Here is a 14,771-nt window from a genome sequence, read left to right as displayed (position 1 = left end):
ACATCGAAAGGGCGCACGGACGGCGGTCCGGGCCGACCGGTCACCGGCCGGCCACGGACAACAGCCCACCAGTCTACGTGGACGAGGAGGGGTCCTTCTTACGTGGAGGAGGAGGACTCCTTCGGTCGCCTTACGTGGAGGAGGAGGACTCCTTCGTCCGTTCCTGCGCCGGACCGCGCCGCACCGAGCCGGGCGCGTTCCAGTCCTGCCGCTTGCGGGCCCGCTTCTTGGCCACCTCGGACGACTGGAGCTGGTAGGGCACCGAGGTCACCATGACGCCCGGCGTGAACAGCAGCCGGCCCTTGAGCCGCAGCGCGCTCTGGTTGTGCAGCAGGTGCTCGTACCAGTGGCCGACGACGTACTCGGGGATGATCACGGACACGGCGTCGCGCGGCGACTCCTTGCGCAGGCTCTTGACGTACTCGATGACCGGTCGCGTGATCTCGCGGTAGGGCGAGTCCAGGACCTTCAGCGGTACGTCGATGCCGCGCCGTTCCCACTCCGCGCGCAGCGCCTTCGTCTCGGCGGGGTCGACGTTGACGCTGAGTGCCTCCAGGGTGTCGGAGCGCATCAGCTTGGCGTAGGCGAGGGCGCGCAGCGTCGGCCGGTGGATCTTGGAGATCAGGACCACGGAGTGGACACGGGAGGGCCGGACGATGTCGTCGCTGGGGCCCTCGGGGGCGGCGATCTCCTCGGCGACGCGGTCGTAGTGCTTACGGATCGCCGTCATCGTCCCGTAGAAGATCACCATGCCGAGCAGGGCGACCCAGGCGCCGTGGGTGAACTTGGTGACGAGGACGACGACGAGCACGAGGCCGGTGAAGAAGGCTCCGAAGGTGTTGATCGCGCGGGAGCGGATCATGCGGCGGCGCCTGGCGGGGTCCTTCTCGGTGGCCAGATGGCGGTTCCAGTGCCGGACCATGCCGGTCTGGCTGAGCGTGAAGGACACGAACACGCCGACGATGTAGAGCTGGATGAGCCGCGTGGAGTCGGCGCCGTAGATCCACACGAGGAGGATCGCGGCGCCGGCGAGGAGCACGATGCCGTTGGAGAAGGCGAGGCGGTCGCCGCGGGTGTGCAGCTGGCGGGGCAGGTAGCGGTCCTGGGCGAGGATCGAGCCGAGCAGCGGGAAGCCGTTGTAGGCGGTGTTGGCGGCGAGGAACAGCACCAGCGCGGTGGCGGCGGCCAGCAGGACGAACAGGATGCTGCCCTTGCCGAAGACGGCCTCGGCGACCTGGGAGATCACCGGGTGCTGGACGTAGTCGGGGCCGACGGGGACGCCGTCGCGGATCAGGTCGACGGCCGGGTTCTCGGCCATGCGGACGTTGGTCGCCATGGCGAGGGCGATGATGCCGCAGAACATGGTGACGGCGAGCAGGCCCATCAGGGCGAGCGTGGTGCCCGCGTTCTTGGACTTCGGCTTGCGGAAGGCGGGCACGCCGTTGGAGATCGCCTCGACGCCGGTGAGGGCGGCGCAGCCGGAGGAGAAGGCGCGCAGCAGCAGGAACAGCAGCGCGAACCCGGCGAGCCCTTCGTGCTCGGGTTTGATCTCGTACGAGGCCGTCGGCGCGCTCATGTCGTCGCCGAGCACGGTCGCGCGGAAGGCGCCCCAGGCGATCATGGTGAAGACGCCCGCCACGAAGACGTACGTCGGGATGGCGAAGATCGTGCCCGACTCGCGCACGCCGCGCAGGTTCATCAGGGTGAGCAGCACGATCACGCCGATCGCGCAGGCGACCTTGTGCTCGACCACGAAGGGGATGGCGGAGCCGAGGTTCTCGATGCCGGAGGAGATCGACACGGCGACGGTGAGCACGTAGTCGACGAGGAGGGCGCTGGCGACGGTGAGACCGGCCTTGGGGCCGAGGTTGGTGTTGGCGACCTCGTAGTCGCCGCCGCCGCTGGGATAGGCGTGGACGTTCTGCCGGTAGGAGGCGACCACGGTGAACATCAGCACGACGACCGCGACGGCAATCCAGGGGCTGAAGTGGTAGGCCGACACGCCCGCGATGGACAGGACCAGCAGTACCTCTCCGGGGGCGTACGCGACGGAGGACAGCGGGTCGGAGGCGAAGACCGGGAGGGCGATGCGCTTCGGCAGGAGCGTTTCCCCGAGCCGATCACTGCGCAGTGCGCGCCCGATCAGAATCCGTTTGGGCACGTCGGTCAGTTTGGACACAACAGAGGATCGTAAGCGTTCGAACAGGGGCCTGCCCACCCGCCACCCCCATCGGACGGTCCTCTGCCCTCCGGGTGAATTCCGGGGGCGCCTCGGCTGCGGATTCCGCAGGTCCCGGGGGCGGCATGCCTATATGACAAAACCCCGTTCGTTTCCCTGCTGTTGCCGCCCCCGGAGGTTCCATGTACCCGACCGCTGAGCTCGTCGGCGCCGCGGCCGCCCTCGTCGTCCTCGGATTCCTGACCCTGGCCAGCGTGCGCAGCATCGGCCGCCGCTGAGGGCGTGCTCCGGGGCATCGGTGCACGGGGGTGCCCGCGGGCGACCGCACGTGTGTAGCTTGGGCGACTGTCTGAGACCCTGATGGGGCTGAGCAGTACTTATTGACACCGGAAGGACGGTCGTGCACATCGTCATCATGGGCTGCGGAAGAGTGGGTTCCGCGCTTGCCCAGACCTTGGAGCAACAGGGGCACACGGTCGCCGTGGTGGACCAGGACCCCACCGCCTTCCGACGCCTCGGATCCTCGTTCGGCGGTCGGCGGGTCACCGGAGTGGGCTTCGACCAGGACACCCTGCGCGAGGCGGGCATCGAGGAGGCGGGCGCCTTCGCCGCCGTCTCCAGCGGTGACAACTCGAACATCATCGCCGCCCGGGTGGCCCGCGAAATGTTCGGCGTCGAGAACGTCGCGGCCCGCATCTACGACCCGCGCCGCGCCGAGGTCTACCAGCGCCTGGGCATCCCCACCGTCGCGACCGTCCGCTGGACGGCCGACCAGATGCTGCGCCGGCTGCTGCCGTCGGGCGCCGAGCCGCTGTGGCGCGACCCGACCGGCGGCGTCCAGCTCGCCGAGGTGCACACCTCCGCGTCCTGGGTGGGCCACAAGATCAGCCGTCTCCAGGAGGAGACGGGCGTGCGCGTCGCGTTCCTGACCCGGCTCGGCGAGGCGATCCTGCCCTCCTCGCAGACGGTGTTGCAGGAGGGGGACCTGGTGCACGTGATGATGCGCACCGACGAGGTCGACAAGGTCGAGGCGGCGTTCGCCAAGGGGCCCGAAGAGGAGGCCGGTCACTGATGAGGGTCGCCATTGCCGGAGCCGGCGCGGTCGGCCGCTCGATCGCGGGCGAGCTGCTGGAGAACGGCCACGAGGTCCTGCTGATCGACAAGGCGCCGACCGCCATCTCGGTCGAACGCGTCCCGATGGCCGAGTGGCTGCTCGCCGACGCCTGCGAGATCACGTCCCTGGACGAGGCGGCGCTCCAGCGCTGCAACGTCGTGATCGCCGCGACGGGCGACGACAAGGTGAACCTCGTCGTCTCCCTGCTCGCCAAGACGGAGTACGGCGTTCCGCGCGTCGTCGCCCGGGTGAACAACCCGAAGAACGAGTGGCTGTTCAACGAGGCCTGGGGCGTGGACGTCGCCGTCTCCACGCCGCGTCTGATGTCGGCCCTGGTCGAGGAGGCGGTGAGCGTCGGCGACCTGGTCCGGCTGCTGCGCTTCAGCCACGGCGACGCGAACCTCGTGGAGCTGACGCTGCCGGAGGAGTCGGCCCTGGCCGGCACGCAGGTCGGGGACGTCGACTGGCCGGAGGACACGTCGCTGGTCACGATCATCCGTGGCACGCGGGTGCTCACGCCGACCCGGGAGGACTCCCTGGAGGCGGGCGACGAGCTGCTCTTCGTGGCCGCGCAGGCCCGTGAGGAGCAGCTGGAGGACCTGCTGTCGGTCCGCCGCGAGGACGTGGGCTGACGCCACCGGGACGGACGAGAAGGGGCGCCCCGTAGCCGGGGGGCGCCCCTTTCCCGTACAGCTCACCGGTTACCGGTCCCGTACTGCTCTCACCGGTTACCGGTCCCGTAGTGCTCACCGGTCACCGGCCGCCGGTCACGGCTCGACCGAGCGGGCCTCCGCCTCGCGGTCGGCCCTCGCCGCCTTCTCGGCCCTCTCGGCCTCCTCCTGCGCCTCCATCTCGGCGAACACGTCGATGGGCGCGGGCGCCTTCGCGAGGAAGACCCACGTCAGCCACACGGCGAGCAGGAACGGCGGGATCTTCAGCGCGACCAGCACCCAGCCGAGCTGCGTCGTGTCCGCCCACCAGTACAGCGGGAAGAGGATCGCGCACTTGGCGAGCAGGATCGCGCCCCAGGCGTAACTGGCCTTCGCGTACGCCTTCTTGCGGCCCGGGTTGCGGGTGCGCCAGGAGAGGTTCTCCTTGAAGACCGGGCCGAGGATCAGGCCGATCAGCGGCACGCCGCACAGCGTGGTGACGATGTACGCGAGGCCGAGGCCCAGCGTGTAGAGCATGCCGGGCAGGTAGAAGTCCTTCGCGTTGCCCGTCATCATCGCGAAGACGACACCGAAGGCGACGCCGAAGACGCCGCTGAAGGCGTGCTTGACGGTGTCCTTCATGGCCAGCCGGACCACGACCAGCACCAGCGACACGGCGAGCGCCGCGATCGCCGACAGGTGGAGGTCCTTGTTGACCGTGTAGATGGTGACGAAGAGCAGGCCGGGCACCACCGTCTCGACCATGCCCCGGACTCCGCCGAACGCCTCGAACAGGGCGGCCTCGGTCACCGCCCGGGTGTCCTTGGCGGATGTGTCTTCGGTCGGCTTGTCGAGCGACGTCACCGGCTACTCCCGTCCGAGGGGTCTGAGTTCGTACTTGGGGTTGAACAGCACCCGGCGGCCCCGGCTCATCGAGATCCGGCCCGATGCGATCAGCTTGCGCCCCGGTTCTATCCCCACGATGGAGCGCCTGCCGAGCCACACCACGTCCAGGGCGGCGGAGCCGTCGAACAGCTCGGCCTCCAGGGCCGGGACGCCGGCACGCGGCCGCAGGGTGACCGTGCGCAAGGTACCAGTAACCGTGACGATCTGGCGGTCCTTGCAGTCGCCGATGCGCGTGCAGCCGGCCGTCTCGGCGTCCTCCCGCAGCTCCTCGGACTCCAGGTCCTCCTGCGACGAGGAGAGCCGGTCGAGCAGCCGCCGGAACCGGCCCGTCGGCTTTTCGGATCGAGGAACAGCACTCATATCTGAAGCGTACCGGGGTGCCCCGGGGCTTACGTACCCCCCGGTGGGACCCCCGGGCGGGACGAGACGCGGCTCACTTCTCGAAGCGGTAGCCCATGCCCGGTTCGGTGATGAAGTGCCGCGGGTGCGAGGGGTCCGCCTCCAGCTTGCGGCGCAGCTGCGCCATGTAGACCCGCAGGTAGTTCGTCTCCGTCCCGTACGACGGCCCCCACACCTCCTGGAGCAGCTGCTTCTGGCTGACCAGGCGCCCGGTGTTGCGCACCAGCACCTCCAGCAGATGCCACTCCGTGGGCGTGAGCCGTACGTCCCGCCCGTCCCGGTGCACCTTCTTGGCGGCCAGGTCGACGGTGAACCCCTCGGTCTCGACGAGCACGCCGTCCTCGCCGCCGACGGGCTCGGCACGGCGTACGGCGGCGCGCAGCCGGGCCAGCAGCTCGTCCATGCCGAAGGGCTTGGTGACGTAGTCGTCGGCGCCAGCGTCCAGCGCCTCCACCTTCTCGTCGCTGGAGTGCCGGGCGGACAGCACCAGGATCGGCACCCGCGTCCAGCCGCGCAGTCCCTTGATCACCTCGACGCCGTCCATGTCGGGCAGGCCGAGGTCCAGGATCACCACGTCGGGGTGGCGGGCGGCGGCGAGCTGGAGGGCACCGGCGCCGTCGTGGGCCGCGTCGACGTCGTACTTGCGTGCCTTCAGGTTGATCACGAGGGCGCGCACGATCTGCGGCTCGTCGTCGATCACGAGCACCCGGGTCATGAAGCCCGCCTTTCGGTTCGTACGGGTCCGGCGGCGCGCGCCGGCTCACTGTGCGGCTCCGCCGCGCGGAGGGTGAGGACCATGGTGAGGCCGCCGCCGGGGGTGTCCTCGGCGTTGAGGGTGCCGCCGATGGCCTCGGCGAAGCCGCGCGCCACCGCGAGCCCGAGGCCCACTCCGGCACCGCGCGGGGCGTCGCCGTAGCGCTGGAAGGGCTCGAAGATGCGGTCCTTCGCCTCGTCGGGCACGCCGGGCCCCCGGTCCACGACGCGCACCTCGACCCGGTCGGCGATGGCGCTGGCGGTGACCAGCACGGTGCTGCCGGGCGGGCTGTACTTGACGGCGTTCTCCACCAGGTTGGCGACCGACCGCTCCAGCAGCCCGGGGTCCACGGCGACCATGGGCAGGGTCTCGTGGACGTCGAGTTCGACGCTGCCCTCGGGGACGCCGCCCAGCGCCATCGGCACGACCTCGTCCAGGTCGATCTCCCGGATCAGCGGTGTGACCGTGCCGGTCTGGAGCCGGGACATGTCGAGGAGGTTGCCGACCAGGTGGTCGAGGCGGTCGGCGCCCTCCTCGATGCCGGCGAGCAGTTCGGCCCGGTCTTCCTCGGACCAGTCGACGTCCTCCGAGCGCAGGGAGCTGACCGACGCCTTGATGCCCGCCAGCGGGGTGCGCAGGTCGTGGCTGACGGCGGCGAGCAGGGCGGTGCGGATGCGGTTGCCCTCGGCCAGCTCCTTGGCCTGGTCGGCCTCCTTCTGGAGGCGCTGGCGGTCGAGGACGACGGCGGCCTGGGCGGCGAACGCGGCCAGCACCCGGCGGTCCTCGGCGGGCAGCACCCGGCCCGTCAGCGCCAGCGCCATGTGGTCGCCGACGGGCACGTCCACGTCGGCGTCCTCGGGCCGCTCCACGGCGTCGGCGGGGCCGACGCGGCCGGCGCAGGTCCACGGGTCCACGTCGCTCGCGCGCTCCAGCAGGGCCGCCGAGTCCATGCCGAAGGTCTCGCGGACCCGCTCCAGCAGTTCCTCCAGGCCGGTCTCGCCGCGCAGCACGTTCCCGGCGAGGTACGACAGGATCTCCGACTCGGCGCGCAGCCGGGCGGCCTGGTGGGTGCGGCGGGCGGCCAGGTCCACGACGGAGGCGACGGAGACGCCGACGCCGACGAAGGTCACGAGGGCGACCACGTTCGCCGGGTCGGCGATCACGATGCGGTGCAGCGGCGGGGTGAAGTACCAGTTCAGCAGGAGTGAGCCGAAGGCGGCGCACACCAGCGCGGGCAGCAGTCCGCCGAGCAGCGCGGCGGCCACGGTGAGCGCCAGGTAGAGCAGCATGTCGTTGGTGAGCCCCAGGTGGACGCTGCTGAGCAGCGCCGTGAGGACGACCGGGCCGAGCAGACCGACCAGCCAGCCCGACACGATGCGGGCCCGGCCGAGCCGGGCGCCCCGGGCCTCCGGCAGTCCGCGGCCCTTGGCGATCTCGCCGTGCGTGACGATGTGCACGTCGAGGTCGGGGCCGGACTCGCGGGCGACGGTCGCGCCGACGCCGGGCCCGAAGACGTACTGCCAGCTCTTGCGGCGCGAGGAGCCGAGCACGATCTGGGTGGCGTTGACCCCGCGCGCGAAGTCGAGCAGCGCGGCGGGTATGTCGTCGCCGACGACGTGGTGGAAGGTGCCGCCCAGGTCCTCCACGAGGGTGCGCTGCACGGCGAGTTCCTTCGGGGAGGCGGAGGTCAGGCCGTCGCTGCGGGCGATGTAGACGGCCATGACCTCGCCGCCCGCGCCCTTCTCGGCCAGCCGGGCCGCGCGCCGGATCAGGGTGCGGCCCTCGGGGCCGCCGGTCAGGCCGACGACGATGCGTTCCCGGGCCTGCCAGGTGGAGCGGATGTTGTGTTCGCCGCGGTACTGCTGGAGGTACTCGTCCACGCGGTCCGCGACCCACAGCAGCGCCAGCTCGCGCAGCGCGGTGAGGTTGCCGGGCCGGAAGTAGTTGGACAGGGCGGCGTCGATGCGGTCCGGGCGGTAGATGTTGCCGTGCGCCATGCGGCGGCGCAGGGCCTGGGGCGACATGTCGACGAGTTCGATCTGGTCGGCGCGCCGCACCACCTCGTCGGGCACCGTCTCCTGCTGCCGGACGCCGGTGATGGACTCCACGACGTCGCCGAGCGACTCCAGGTGCTGGATGTTGACCGTGGACACGACGTCGATGCCGGCCGCGAGCAGTTCCATGACGTCCTGCCACCGCTTGGTGTTGCGGGAGCCGGGCACGTTGGTGTGGGCGAGTTCGTCCACCAGCGCGACCTGCGGCCCGCGCGCCAGCACGGCGTCGACGTCCATCTCGGTGAAGAGGGCGCCGCGGTGCTCCAGCGTGCGGCACGGCACCTTCTCGAGCCCGTGCAGCAGGCCCTGCGTGCGCGGCCGGTCGTGGGGTTCCACGTACGCGACGACGCAGTCGGTGCCCCGTTCGACGCGGCGCTGTGCCTCGGCCAGCATCGCGTAGGTCTTGCCCACGCCCGGTGCCGCACCGAGGTAGATCCGTAGCTTGCCGCGTCCCATCGCCCCATTGTCTTCCGCTCACGTCCTGCGCGGAGTCGACCCTACGGCCGTCGATCCCGGCGAAAAGGACCGGGATGCGGCGTGCGGGGGTCTTTGACGCGACTCTGACGCCCGTCCGGCGCGCTCAGTGCTCGACGATCTCCCCGTCGCGCAGTTCCAGGACCCGGTCGGCGAGGTCGAGCAGGGTCGCGTCGTGGGTGGCGACGACGGCGGTGACGTTCTCGCTGCGGACGACGGCGCGCAGCAGTTCCATCACGGCGTGCCCGGTCTCGGCGTCCAGCTGGCCGGTCGGCTCGTCGGCGATCAGCAGGGCCGGGTTGTTGGCGAGGGCGCGGGCGATGGCGACGCGCTGCTGCTGGCCGCCGGACAGCTCGCCGGGCCGCTGCGCCGCGTGGTCGGCGAGCCCGACCAGGGACAGCAGCAGGTCGACGCGCTCGTCCCGTGCGCGCGGGTCCGCGCGCCGCAGCCGCAGGGGGACGCCGACGTTCTCGGCGGCCGTGAGGATGGGGATGAGCCCGAAGGACTGGAAGACGAAGCCGACCCGGTCCCGGCGCAGCGCCAGCAGGCCGTCCTCGTCGAGCGCCGCGAGGTCGAGCCCGTCGACCTCGACGGTGCCCGCGTCGGGGGTGTCGAGTCCGCCGACGATGTTGAGCAGGGTGGTCTTGCCGGATCCGGAGCGCCCCTTGAGGGCGACGAGTTCACCGCGCCGGACCTCGAAGGAGACACCGCGCAGGGCGTGCACGGCGGCGGCGCCGGTGCCGTACGACTTGTGGACGTCGGTGACGCGCACCATGGTCTCGGTGACCACCTGGGTCATGTGCCCTCCCCCTGAACCGGGCTCCAGTATCGGCGCCGGACGCCCCGGCGATCAACGGGTCGGACCGGCACGGCGCGAGGGCCGCGTCCCCGTGGGGGCGCGGCCCTCGTGCCGTGACTGCCGTAGGTGCTAGCGGACCTCGGTGATCTCGGGGCCGCGCTGGAGCTGGCCCATGCCGCCGGAGAAGCGGGAGCCCTCCTGCTGGTCCTGCTGGACGGTCTCGGGGACCATCTGGGCGTCGTTGGGCAGCTTGAGGACGATCGGGTCGCGGGGGGCCATCGGGCCGTCGCCGCGGACCACGACCGTGTCCCGGAAGATCTGCTCGAGCAGCCCGGCGGCCTGCGGCTGCACCGCGCCCTGGCCGGAGATCACACCGCGCAGGAACCAGCGCGGGCCGTCGACGCCGACGAACCGCACGACCTGGAAGCCGCCGGTGCCGTCCGGCAGCTGTACGGGCACCTGGGCGCGCAGCTCCCAGCCCAGCGGGCCCTCGACCTCGTCGACGATGCCGCCCTGCTGCGTGATGCCGCCGGCGATCTCCTCGCGGACCTCGCCCCAGATGCCCTCCCGCTTGGGAGCGGCGAAGGCCTGCAGCTGGACCGCGCTGTCGCGGAGCACGACGGTCGCCGCGACGATGGCGTCGCCGGCCACCTCGACCCGCAGCTCCATGCCGTCGACGCCGGGCACGAACAGGCCGCCCAGGTCCACCCGGCCCTCGGCCGGCTCACGGACCTCGGAGATGTCCCAGGGCCCGTCGGGCCGGGGCTCCGGCTCGAGCCGCACGCGCTCGCGCACGGTCTCTTCGTCCGCCTCGGTGTCGACGCTGTCGACGACCTGCTCGGCCTCGCCGGCCGCGCCCTCGGCGGCATCCCTCTTCTTGCGACGTCCGAACACGTCACTGTCCTTCCCGGTCGGATACGACCGAAGCGTATCGATTCCCACCCGCCTGGCCGCCCACGGCGGCCTGACCGTTTGTGCCGCTCTCGTCGCCCACCGAGGCGTGGCCTCCGGTGGACCCGAAGCCCCCCTCGGCCCGTGCCGAGCCGGGAAGTTCCGCGACCTCCTGAAAGCGGACCCTCTCGACCTGCTGGACGACCAGTTGGGCAATCCGGTCGAAGCGCTCGAACCGCACGCTCTCGCGCGGGTCGAGATTCACCACGATCACCTTGATCTCCCCACGGTACCCGGCATCAACCGTCCCCGGGGCATTCACGAGGGCGACACCGCAGCGGGCGGCGAGGCCGGACCGCGGGTGCACGAAGGCCGCGTACCCCTCGGGCAGGGCCACGGACACCCCCGTCGGCAGCACGGCCCGCTCGCCCGGAGCGAGTTCGCACGCCTCGGTGGTCCGCAGATCGGCTCCGGCGTCACCGGGGTGCGCGTACGAAGGGAGCGGCACGTCGGGGTCGATCCGGCGCAGCGGCACGTCGACCGGGGAGCGGCTCACGGGTTCACCTCGAAGGCGCGGGTCCTGCGGATCTGGTCGGGGTCGCTCATGGCGGCCTTGATCTCTTCCTCGCGGCCGTTGTCGATGAAGTGGTCGACCTTGACCTCGATGAACAGGGCGTCGGCGCGGACGGCGACGGGCCCGTCGGGGCCGCCGATCCGGCCGGTGGCCGTCGAGTAGATCTTCCGCCCGGCCACGGCGGTCGCCTCGGCCGTCAGGTGCAGCGTGGTGCCGACCGGCACGGGCCGCGCGAAGTCGGTCTCCAGGCGGCCGGTCACCGCGATGGTGCGCAGCAGCCAGTTCAGGGAGCCGAGGGTCTCGTCGAGGGCGGTGGCGAGCACGCCGCCGTGCGCGAGGCCGGGGGCACCCTGGTGGGCGGGCTGCACGGTGAACTCGGCGGTGACGGACACGCCTTCGCCGGCCCGGGCCTGCAGGTGCAGTCCGTGGGGCTGCTCGCCGCCGCAGCCGAAGCACTGGCCGTAGTGGGCGCCGAGGAGTTCGCCGGGGGCGGGCGCGTCGGGGTGCCGCACGGGACGCGCCGCGTCGGCGGGGGGTAGCAGGGCTTGGGAAGTACCACTCACAGGCGCAGACCTTACCCGCGCGTCGGTGTTCGCCCGACACCGTGCCAAGCTTGGTTTCATGCAGCTCTCCGCCGCCCCTTATGAAGAACGCCTCACCGCGCCCCGCTCCTGGTGGCTGATCGCCGCGCTCGTGGGGATCTCGCTGGCGCTGGTGCTCGTGCCGTTCGGCACGCTGCCGATGCTCGGCGGGCTGGCCGGCGGCACGGTGGCCACGGCGGTCGTCGCGAGTTCGTACGGCTCGGTGCGCATCCGGGTCGTGGGCGACGCGCTGATCGCGGGGGACGCGCGCATTCCGGTGTCGGCGCTGGGCGAGGCGGAGGTGCTGGACGCGGAGGAGGCCCGTGCCTGGCGGACGTACAAGGCGGACGTCCGGGCGTTCCTGCTGCTGCGGGCCTACATTCCGACGGCGCTGCGCGTGGAGGTCACCGACCCCGAGGACCCGACGCCGTACCTGTATCTGTCGACGCGGGAGCCGGAGCGGCTGGCCGAGGCGCTGCGGGCGGCGAAGGCGGCGGCGCGGTAGGACGGCGGCCGGGGCGCGCCCGGTGGACCGCTCTCAGGGCCCGATTTCCTTCGGGCCCTTGTTCATGTCCAGGGCGTCGGGCGGGGTGCCGAGCGCGGGGAGGTCGTCGAGGGCGTCCCACGGCACCTGGTGCTTGCGCAGGTCGGTTCGGATCCGGGCGGCGAGCTTCCGGGTGTCCTTGCGGTTCATGACGGCTCCGACGGCGGCGCCCACCATGAACGGCAGGAGGTTCGGCAGGTCGCGCACGAGGCGCTTCATGATCTGCTGACGCAGCTGCTGTTTCATGCGGCTGTTCAGCGCGGAGCTCACGGTCGACGGTTTCGTCACGTCGATGCCGCGCTCTCCCGACCACGCGTTCAGGTACGCGGTGGAGCGCTCCTTGAGGTTGCCGGGCGGGCGGGCGCCGTACACCTCGTGGAGTTCGGCGATCAGCTTGAGCTCGATCGCCGCGACGCCGGTGATCTCGGCGGCGAGTTCCGTCGGCATCGCGGGCGGAACGGGCAGCATCGCCGCCGCTCCGACTCCGGCGCCGACGGTGGCGGTCGCCTTGGCGGCGCCGGCCACGAGCTTGTCGGCGATCTGCTCGGGGCCGAGGCCGGGGAACTGTCTGCGGAGCGTCGCCAGGTCCCGCACGGGCACGCGCGGGGCGAGGTCGATGATCCGGTCGGCGAGGTACGCGAGTCCTGCCCGGGCGCGGTCGCCGCTCCTGCGGGCGCCTGCCAGGGCCTTGTCGCGGATCGCCGCCCGCCGTCGTCCGGCGGGCGCGGTGTCCTCCGGGGGCGCCGGGAGGCCGCCCCCGTCGGCCACCGGTTCGAGCGAGGCCGCCGCCCCCGAAGTGGTGGGGCCCCGCTCGTCGTCACGCGCGCCGATCGGGCCGTCCGGCCCTTGGTCCGCTTCCCTCGGGGTGTCCCTCTTGGTGAAGCGGCGCTTCCAAGGAGGGGTCGAGCCAGTCACGGCCGACCCGCCCTCAGTCGCAGTCGCGGCAGATGGGCTGGCCGTTCTTCTCGCGGGCCAGCTGGCTGCGGTGGTGCACCAGGAAGCAGCTCATGCAGGTGAACTCGTCCTGCTGCTTCGGCAGCACACGGACGGCCAGCTCCTCGTTCGAGAGGTCGGCGCCCGGGAGTTCGAGGCCCTCTGCGGCCTCGAACTCGTCGACGTCGACTGCGGAGGCCGACTTGTCGTTCCGTCGAGCCTTCAGCTCTTCGAGGCTGTCCGAGTCGACGTCGTCGTCGGTCTTGCGTGGAGTGTCGTAGTCGGTTGCCATGGTCGCTCTCCCCCTCTGGGTGTCTGCGGTGTCTCCAGCGCACGTAACGCGTGAGAGGCCGGACTTGTGCCCGACCTGAGGCGGAGATTTTGCCTCACATCAAGGTCTGTTACTCAATCGACACCCAACCGGACACCTCTTGAGTGATCGGCTTGGATGGCGATGGGGACCGTACACGGTCCGGATGCCGCACCTCAAAGGCGCCTCACCGTGTACTTCCCGTGATCAAGACCCCTGAAAACCAGGACTTTCCCGGCTTTCCGGTGCGGAACATGATCACGGAGAGTAGATGACCGGAAAATCGCTCCTGTGATCGATCACACATGGGTTCCCCGGGTGGCGGGTCTGAAAATTCAGCGCAAAGCGAACATCCCGTGTGTCGGCCCCATGGTCTCAGATCGGCAACGTGACGCGCATCACGAGACCGCCCCCTTCCCGCGGCTGTGCGTAGATGTGGCCGCCGTGCGCCCTGGCCACCGAGCGGGCGATGGACAGACCGAGCCCGACGCCCTTGTCGCTGCCGGTGCGCTCCGTGCGCAGCCGCCGGAACGGCTCGAAGAGGTTGTCGATCTCGTACGCCGGGACGATCGGGCCGGTGTTGGACACCACCAGCACCGCCTGGCCGTGCTGGACGTCGGTGGAGACCTCCACCCAGCCGTCCTCGGGGACGTTGTACCGCACGGCGTTCTGCACGAGGTTCAGGGCGATCCGTTCCAGGAGGACGCCGTTGCCCTGCACGACGGCCGGCCGGCGGCTGCCGCGCAGTTCCACGCCCTTGGCCTCCGCCTCGGCGTGCACCTGGTCGATGGCCTGCGAGGCGACCTCGGCGAGGTCCACGGGCTTTCGCTCGACGATCTGGTTGTCGCTGCGGGCGAGCAGCAGCAGGCCCTCCACGAGCTGCTCGCTGCGCTCGTTGGTGGCCAGCAGCGTCTTGCCGAGTTGCTGGAGCTCCACCGGGGCGTTCGGGTCCGACAGGTGGACCTCCAGGAGCGTGCGGTTGATCGCGAGCGGGGTGCGCAGTTCGTGGGAGGCGTTGCCGACGAAGCGCTGCTGGGCGGTGAAGGCCCGCTGGAGCCGCTCCAGCATGTCGTCGAAGGTGTCGGCCAGCTCCTTCAGCTCGTCGTCCGGGCCGTCCAGCTCGATGCGGCGGGACAGGTCCGAGCCGGCCACCGCGCGCGCGGTGCGGGTGATCCGGCCGAGCGGCGACAGGACGCGGCCCGCCATCGCGTAGCCGAACGCGAAGGCGATCACGGCGAGGCCGAGCAGGGCCAGCAGGGAGCGGCTGAGGAGGTTGTCCAGGGCGTGCTGGCGCTGTTCGTTGACGCAGGCGTTCATGGCGTCGTTGAACACGTCGGGCTCGGCGCTCACCGGCAGGTCGCAGACGTTGCTGGTGACCTTGCCCTGGGTGATCTTGAAGGGCAGGTCGCTGCCGACGTTGAGGGCCTGTGCCGCCAGCAGGTAGATGATCGACAGCAGCAGGATGCCGGCGATCAGGAACATGCCGCCGTACAGCAGGGTGAGCCTTATGCGGATGGTCGGGCGCAGCCACGGGAAGGGCGGCACCGGCTTGCGCGGGTCCCAGGTGGGCTTGGGTGGTGCGGCGGGGGGTGCGGGCGTGGCGGCCATC

15 protein-coding genes are annotated in these 14,771 nt (G+C 71.3%); 3 read left to right on the top strand and 12 right to left on the bottom strand.

Translation table 11 applies throughout. From position 1 onward, the window contains the following. Nucleotides 1–130 precede the first annotated feature (130 nt). Nucleotides 131–2,179 carry an APC family permease gene (locus tag ACZ7D7_RS25460; protein ID WP_470827201.1) on the bottom strand — a complete coding sequence of 683 codons (2,049 nt, stop codon included), beginning with the start codon at nt 2,177–2,179 and terminating at the stop codon, nt 131–133. Nucleotides 2,180–2,579: 400 nt separating this feature from the next. On the opposite strand from ACZ7D7_RS25460, the gene ACZ7D7_RS25455 reads away from it, so the two are divergent. Together ACZ7D7_RS25455 and ACZ7D7_RS25450 are read left to right on the top strand one after the other, a co-directional pair. Beyond that, nucleotides 2,580–3,251, top strand: a complete 672-nt coding sequence (locus ACZ7D7_RS25455) for a potassium channel family protein (protein ID WP_470827200.1) — start codon at nt 2,580–2,582, stop codon at nt 3,249–3,251. Further along, nucleotides 3,251–3,925: a potassium channel family protein gene (locus ACZ7D7_RS25450; RefSeq protein ID WP_470827198.1), complete on the top strand. Its 675-nt coding sequence runs from the start codon at nt 3,251–3,253 to the stop codon at nt 3,923–3,925. Before ACZ7D7_RS25455 ends, ACZ7D7_RS25450 begins: the two co-directional genes overlap by 1 nt. Before the next feature lie 135 nt (nt 3,926–4,060). Here ACZ7D7_RS25450 and ACZ7D7_RS25445 read toward each other — a convergent pair whose 3' ends face one another. From ACZ7D7_RS25445 to ACZ7D7_RS25410, 8 genes are all read right to left on the bottom strand, one after another. Next, nucleotides 4,061–4,807 carry a DUF3159 domain-containing protein gene (locus ACZ7D7_RS25445; protein ID WP_470827197.1) on the bottom strand — a complete coding sequence of 249 codons (747 nt, stop codon included), beginning with the start codon at nt 4,805–4,807 and terminating at the stop codon, nt 4,061–4,063. 3 nt (nt 4,808–4,810) lie between these two features. Beyond that, complete coding sequence (locus ACZ7D7_RS25440; protein ID WP_279549530.1) at nt 4,811–5,209, bottom strand: OB-fold nucleic acid binding domain-containing protein; 399 nt, start codon at nt 5,207–5,209, stop codon at nt 4,811–4,813. A 73-nt stretch (nt 5,210–5,282) separates the two neighbouring features. Then, nucleotides 5,283–5,963: a response regulator gene (locus ACZ7D7_RS25435; RefSeq protein WP_470827196.1), complete on the bottom strand. Its 681-nt coding sequence runs from the start codon at nt 5,961–5,963 to the stop codon at nt 5,283–5,285. After that, nucleotides 5,960–8,512: an ATP-binding protein gene (locus ACZ7D7_RS25430; RefSeq protein WP_470827195.1), complete on the bottom strand. Its 2,553-nt coding sequence runs from the start codon at nt 8,510–8,512 to the stop codon at nt 5,960–5,962. The genes ACZ7D7_RS25435 and ACZ7D7_RS25430 overlap by 4 nt, the downstream gene beginning before the upstream one ends. 124 nt (nt 8,513–8,636) lie before the next feature. Next, the gene (locus ACZ7D7_RS25425) at nt 8,637–9,329 is read right to left on the bottom strand and encodes an ABC transporter ATP-binding protein (protein WP_470827194.1); all 693 of its coding nucleotides are present in this window, start codon (nt 9,327–9,329) and stop codon (nt 8,637–8,639) included. Nucleotides 9,330–9,458: 129 nt separating this feature from the next. Continuing rightward, complete coding sequence (locus tag ACZ7D7_RS25420) at nt 9,459–10,223, bottom strand: DUF3710 domain-containing protein (RefSeq protein ID WP_470827193.1); 765 nt, start codon at nt 10,221–10,223, stop codon at nt 9,459–9,461. Nucleotide 10,224: 1 nt separating this feature from the next. Further along, the gene (gene dut, locus ACZ7D7_RS25415; protein WP_470827192.1) at nt 10,225–10,776 is read right to left on the bottom strand and encodes a dUTP diphosphatase; all 552 of its coding nucleotides are present in this window, start codon (nt 10,774–10,776) and stop codon (nt 10,225–10,227) included. After that, nucleotides 10,773–11,357, bottom strand: coding sequence for a PaaI family thioesterase (locus ACZ7D7_RS25410; RefSeq protein ID WP_470827191.1), 585 nt, complete (start codon nt 11,355–11,357; stop codon nt 10,773–10,775). Before ACZ7D7_RS25410 ends, dut begins: the two co-directional genes overlap by 4 nt. Nucleotides 11,358–11,415: 58 nt before the next feature. Between ACZ7D7_RS25410 and ACZ7D7_RS25405 the strand changes: the two genes are divergently transcribed. After that, the gene (locus ACZ7D7_RS25405; RefSeq protein ID WP_470827190.1) at nt 11,416–11,880 is read left to right on the top strand and encodes a DUF3093 domain-containing protein; all 465 of its coding nucleotides are present in this window, start codon (nt 11,416–11,418) and stop codon (nt 11,878–11,880) included. A 33-nt stretch (nt 11,881–11,913) separates the two neighbouring features. Here ACZ7D7_RS25405 and ACZ7D7_RS25400 read toward each other — a convergent pair whose 3' ends face one another. The 3 genes from ACZ7D7_RS25400 to ACZ7D7_RS25390 all read right to left on the bottom strand — a co-directional run bounded on the left by ACZ7D7_RS25400 (nt 11,914) and on the right by ACZ7D7_RS25390 (nt 14,770). Further along, a complete protein-coding gene (locus ACZ7D7_RS25400) occupies nt 11,914–12,834 on the bottom strand; it encodes a hypothetical protein (RefSeq protein WP_470827189.1) in 921 nt (306 codons plus the stop codon). Nucleotides 12,835–12,847: 13 nt separating this feature from the next. After that, nucleotides 12,848–13,144 carry a DUF4193 domain-containing protein gene (locus ACZ7D7_RS25395; RefSeq protein ID WP_003993510.1) on the bottom strand — a complete coding sequence of 99 codons (297 nt, stop codon included), beginning with the start codon at nt 13,142–13,144 and terminating at the stop codon, nt 12,848–12,850. A gap of 393 nt (nt 13,145–13,537) precedes the next feature. Beyond that, entirely contained in the window at nt 13,538–14,770 is a 1,233-nt protein-coding gene (locus ACZ7D7_RS25390; protein WP_470827187.1) for a sensor histidine kinase, read from the bottom strand. Nucleotide 14,771 lies beyond the last annotated feature (1 nt).

It is taken from the genome of Streptomyces sp. NPDC037054 (assembly GCF_055606745.1).
Note: the sequence above shows the minus strand (reverse complement) of the source record. Positions and strands in the feature narration are given on the sequence as shown.

Coding starts and splice junctions, on each gene's coding strand:
- ACZ7D7_RS25450 (WP_470827198.1), top strand. CDS start 3,251: ATGAGGGTCGCCATTGCCGGAGCCGGCGCGGTCGGCCGCTCGATCGCG.
- ACZ7D7_RS25440 (WP_279549530.1), bottom strand. CDS start 5,209: ATGAGTGCTGTTCCTCGATCCGAAAAGCCGACGGGCCGGTTCCGGCGG.
- ACZ7D7_RS25435 (WP_470827196.1), bottom strand. CDS start 5,963: ATGACCCGGGTGCTCGTGATCGACGACGAGCCGCAGATCGTGCGCGCC.
- ACZ7D7_RS25430 (WP_470827195.1), bottom strand. CDS start 8,512: ATGGGACGCGGCAAGCTACGGATCTACCTCGGTGCGGCACCGGGCGTG.
- ACZ7D7_RS25425 (WP_470827194.1), bottom strand. CDS start 9,329: ATGACCCAGGTGGTCACCGAGACCATGGTGCGCGTCACCGACGTCCAC.
- ACZ7D7_RS25405 (WP_470827190.1), top strand. CDS start 11,416: ATGCAGCTCTCCGCCGCCCCTTATGAAGAACGCCTCACCGCGCCCCGC.
- ACZ7D7_RS25395 (WP_003993510.1), bottom strand. CDS start 13,144: ATGGCAACCGACTACGACACTCCACGCAAGACCGACGACGACGTCGAC.
- ACZ7D7_RS25390 (WP_470827187.1), bottom strand. CDS start 14,770: ATGGCCGCCACGCCCGCACCCCCCGCCGCACCACCCAAGCCCACCTGG.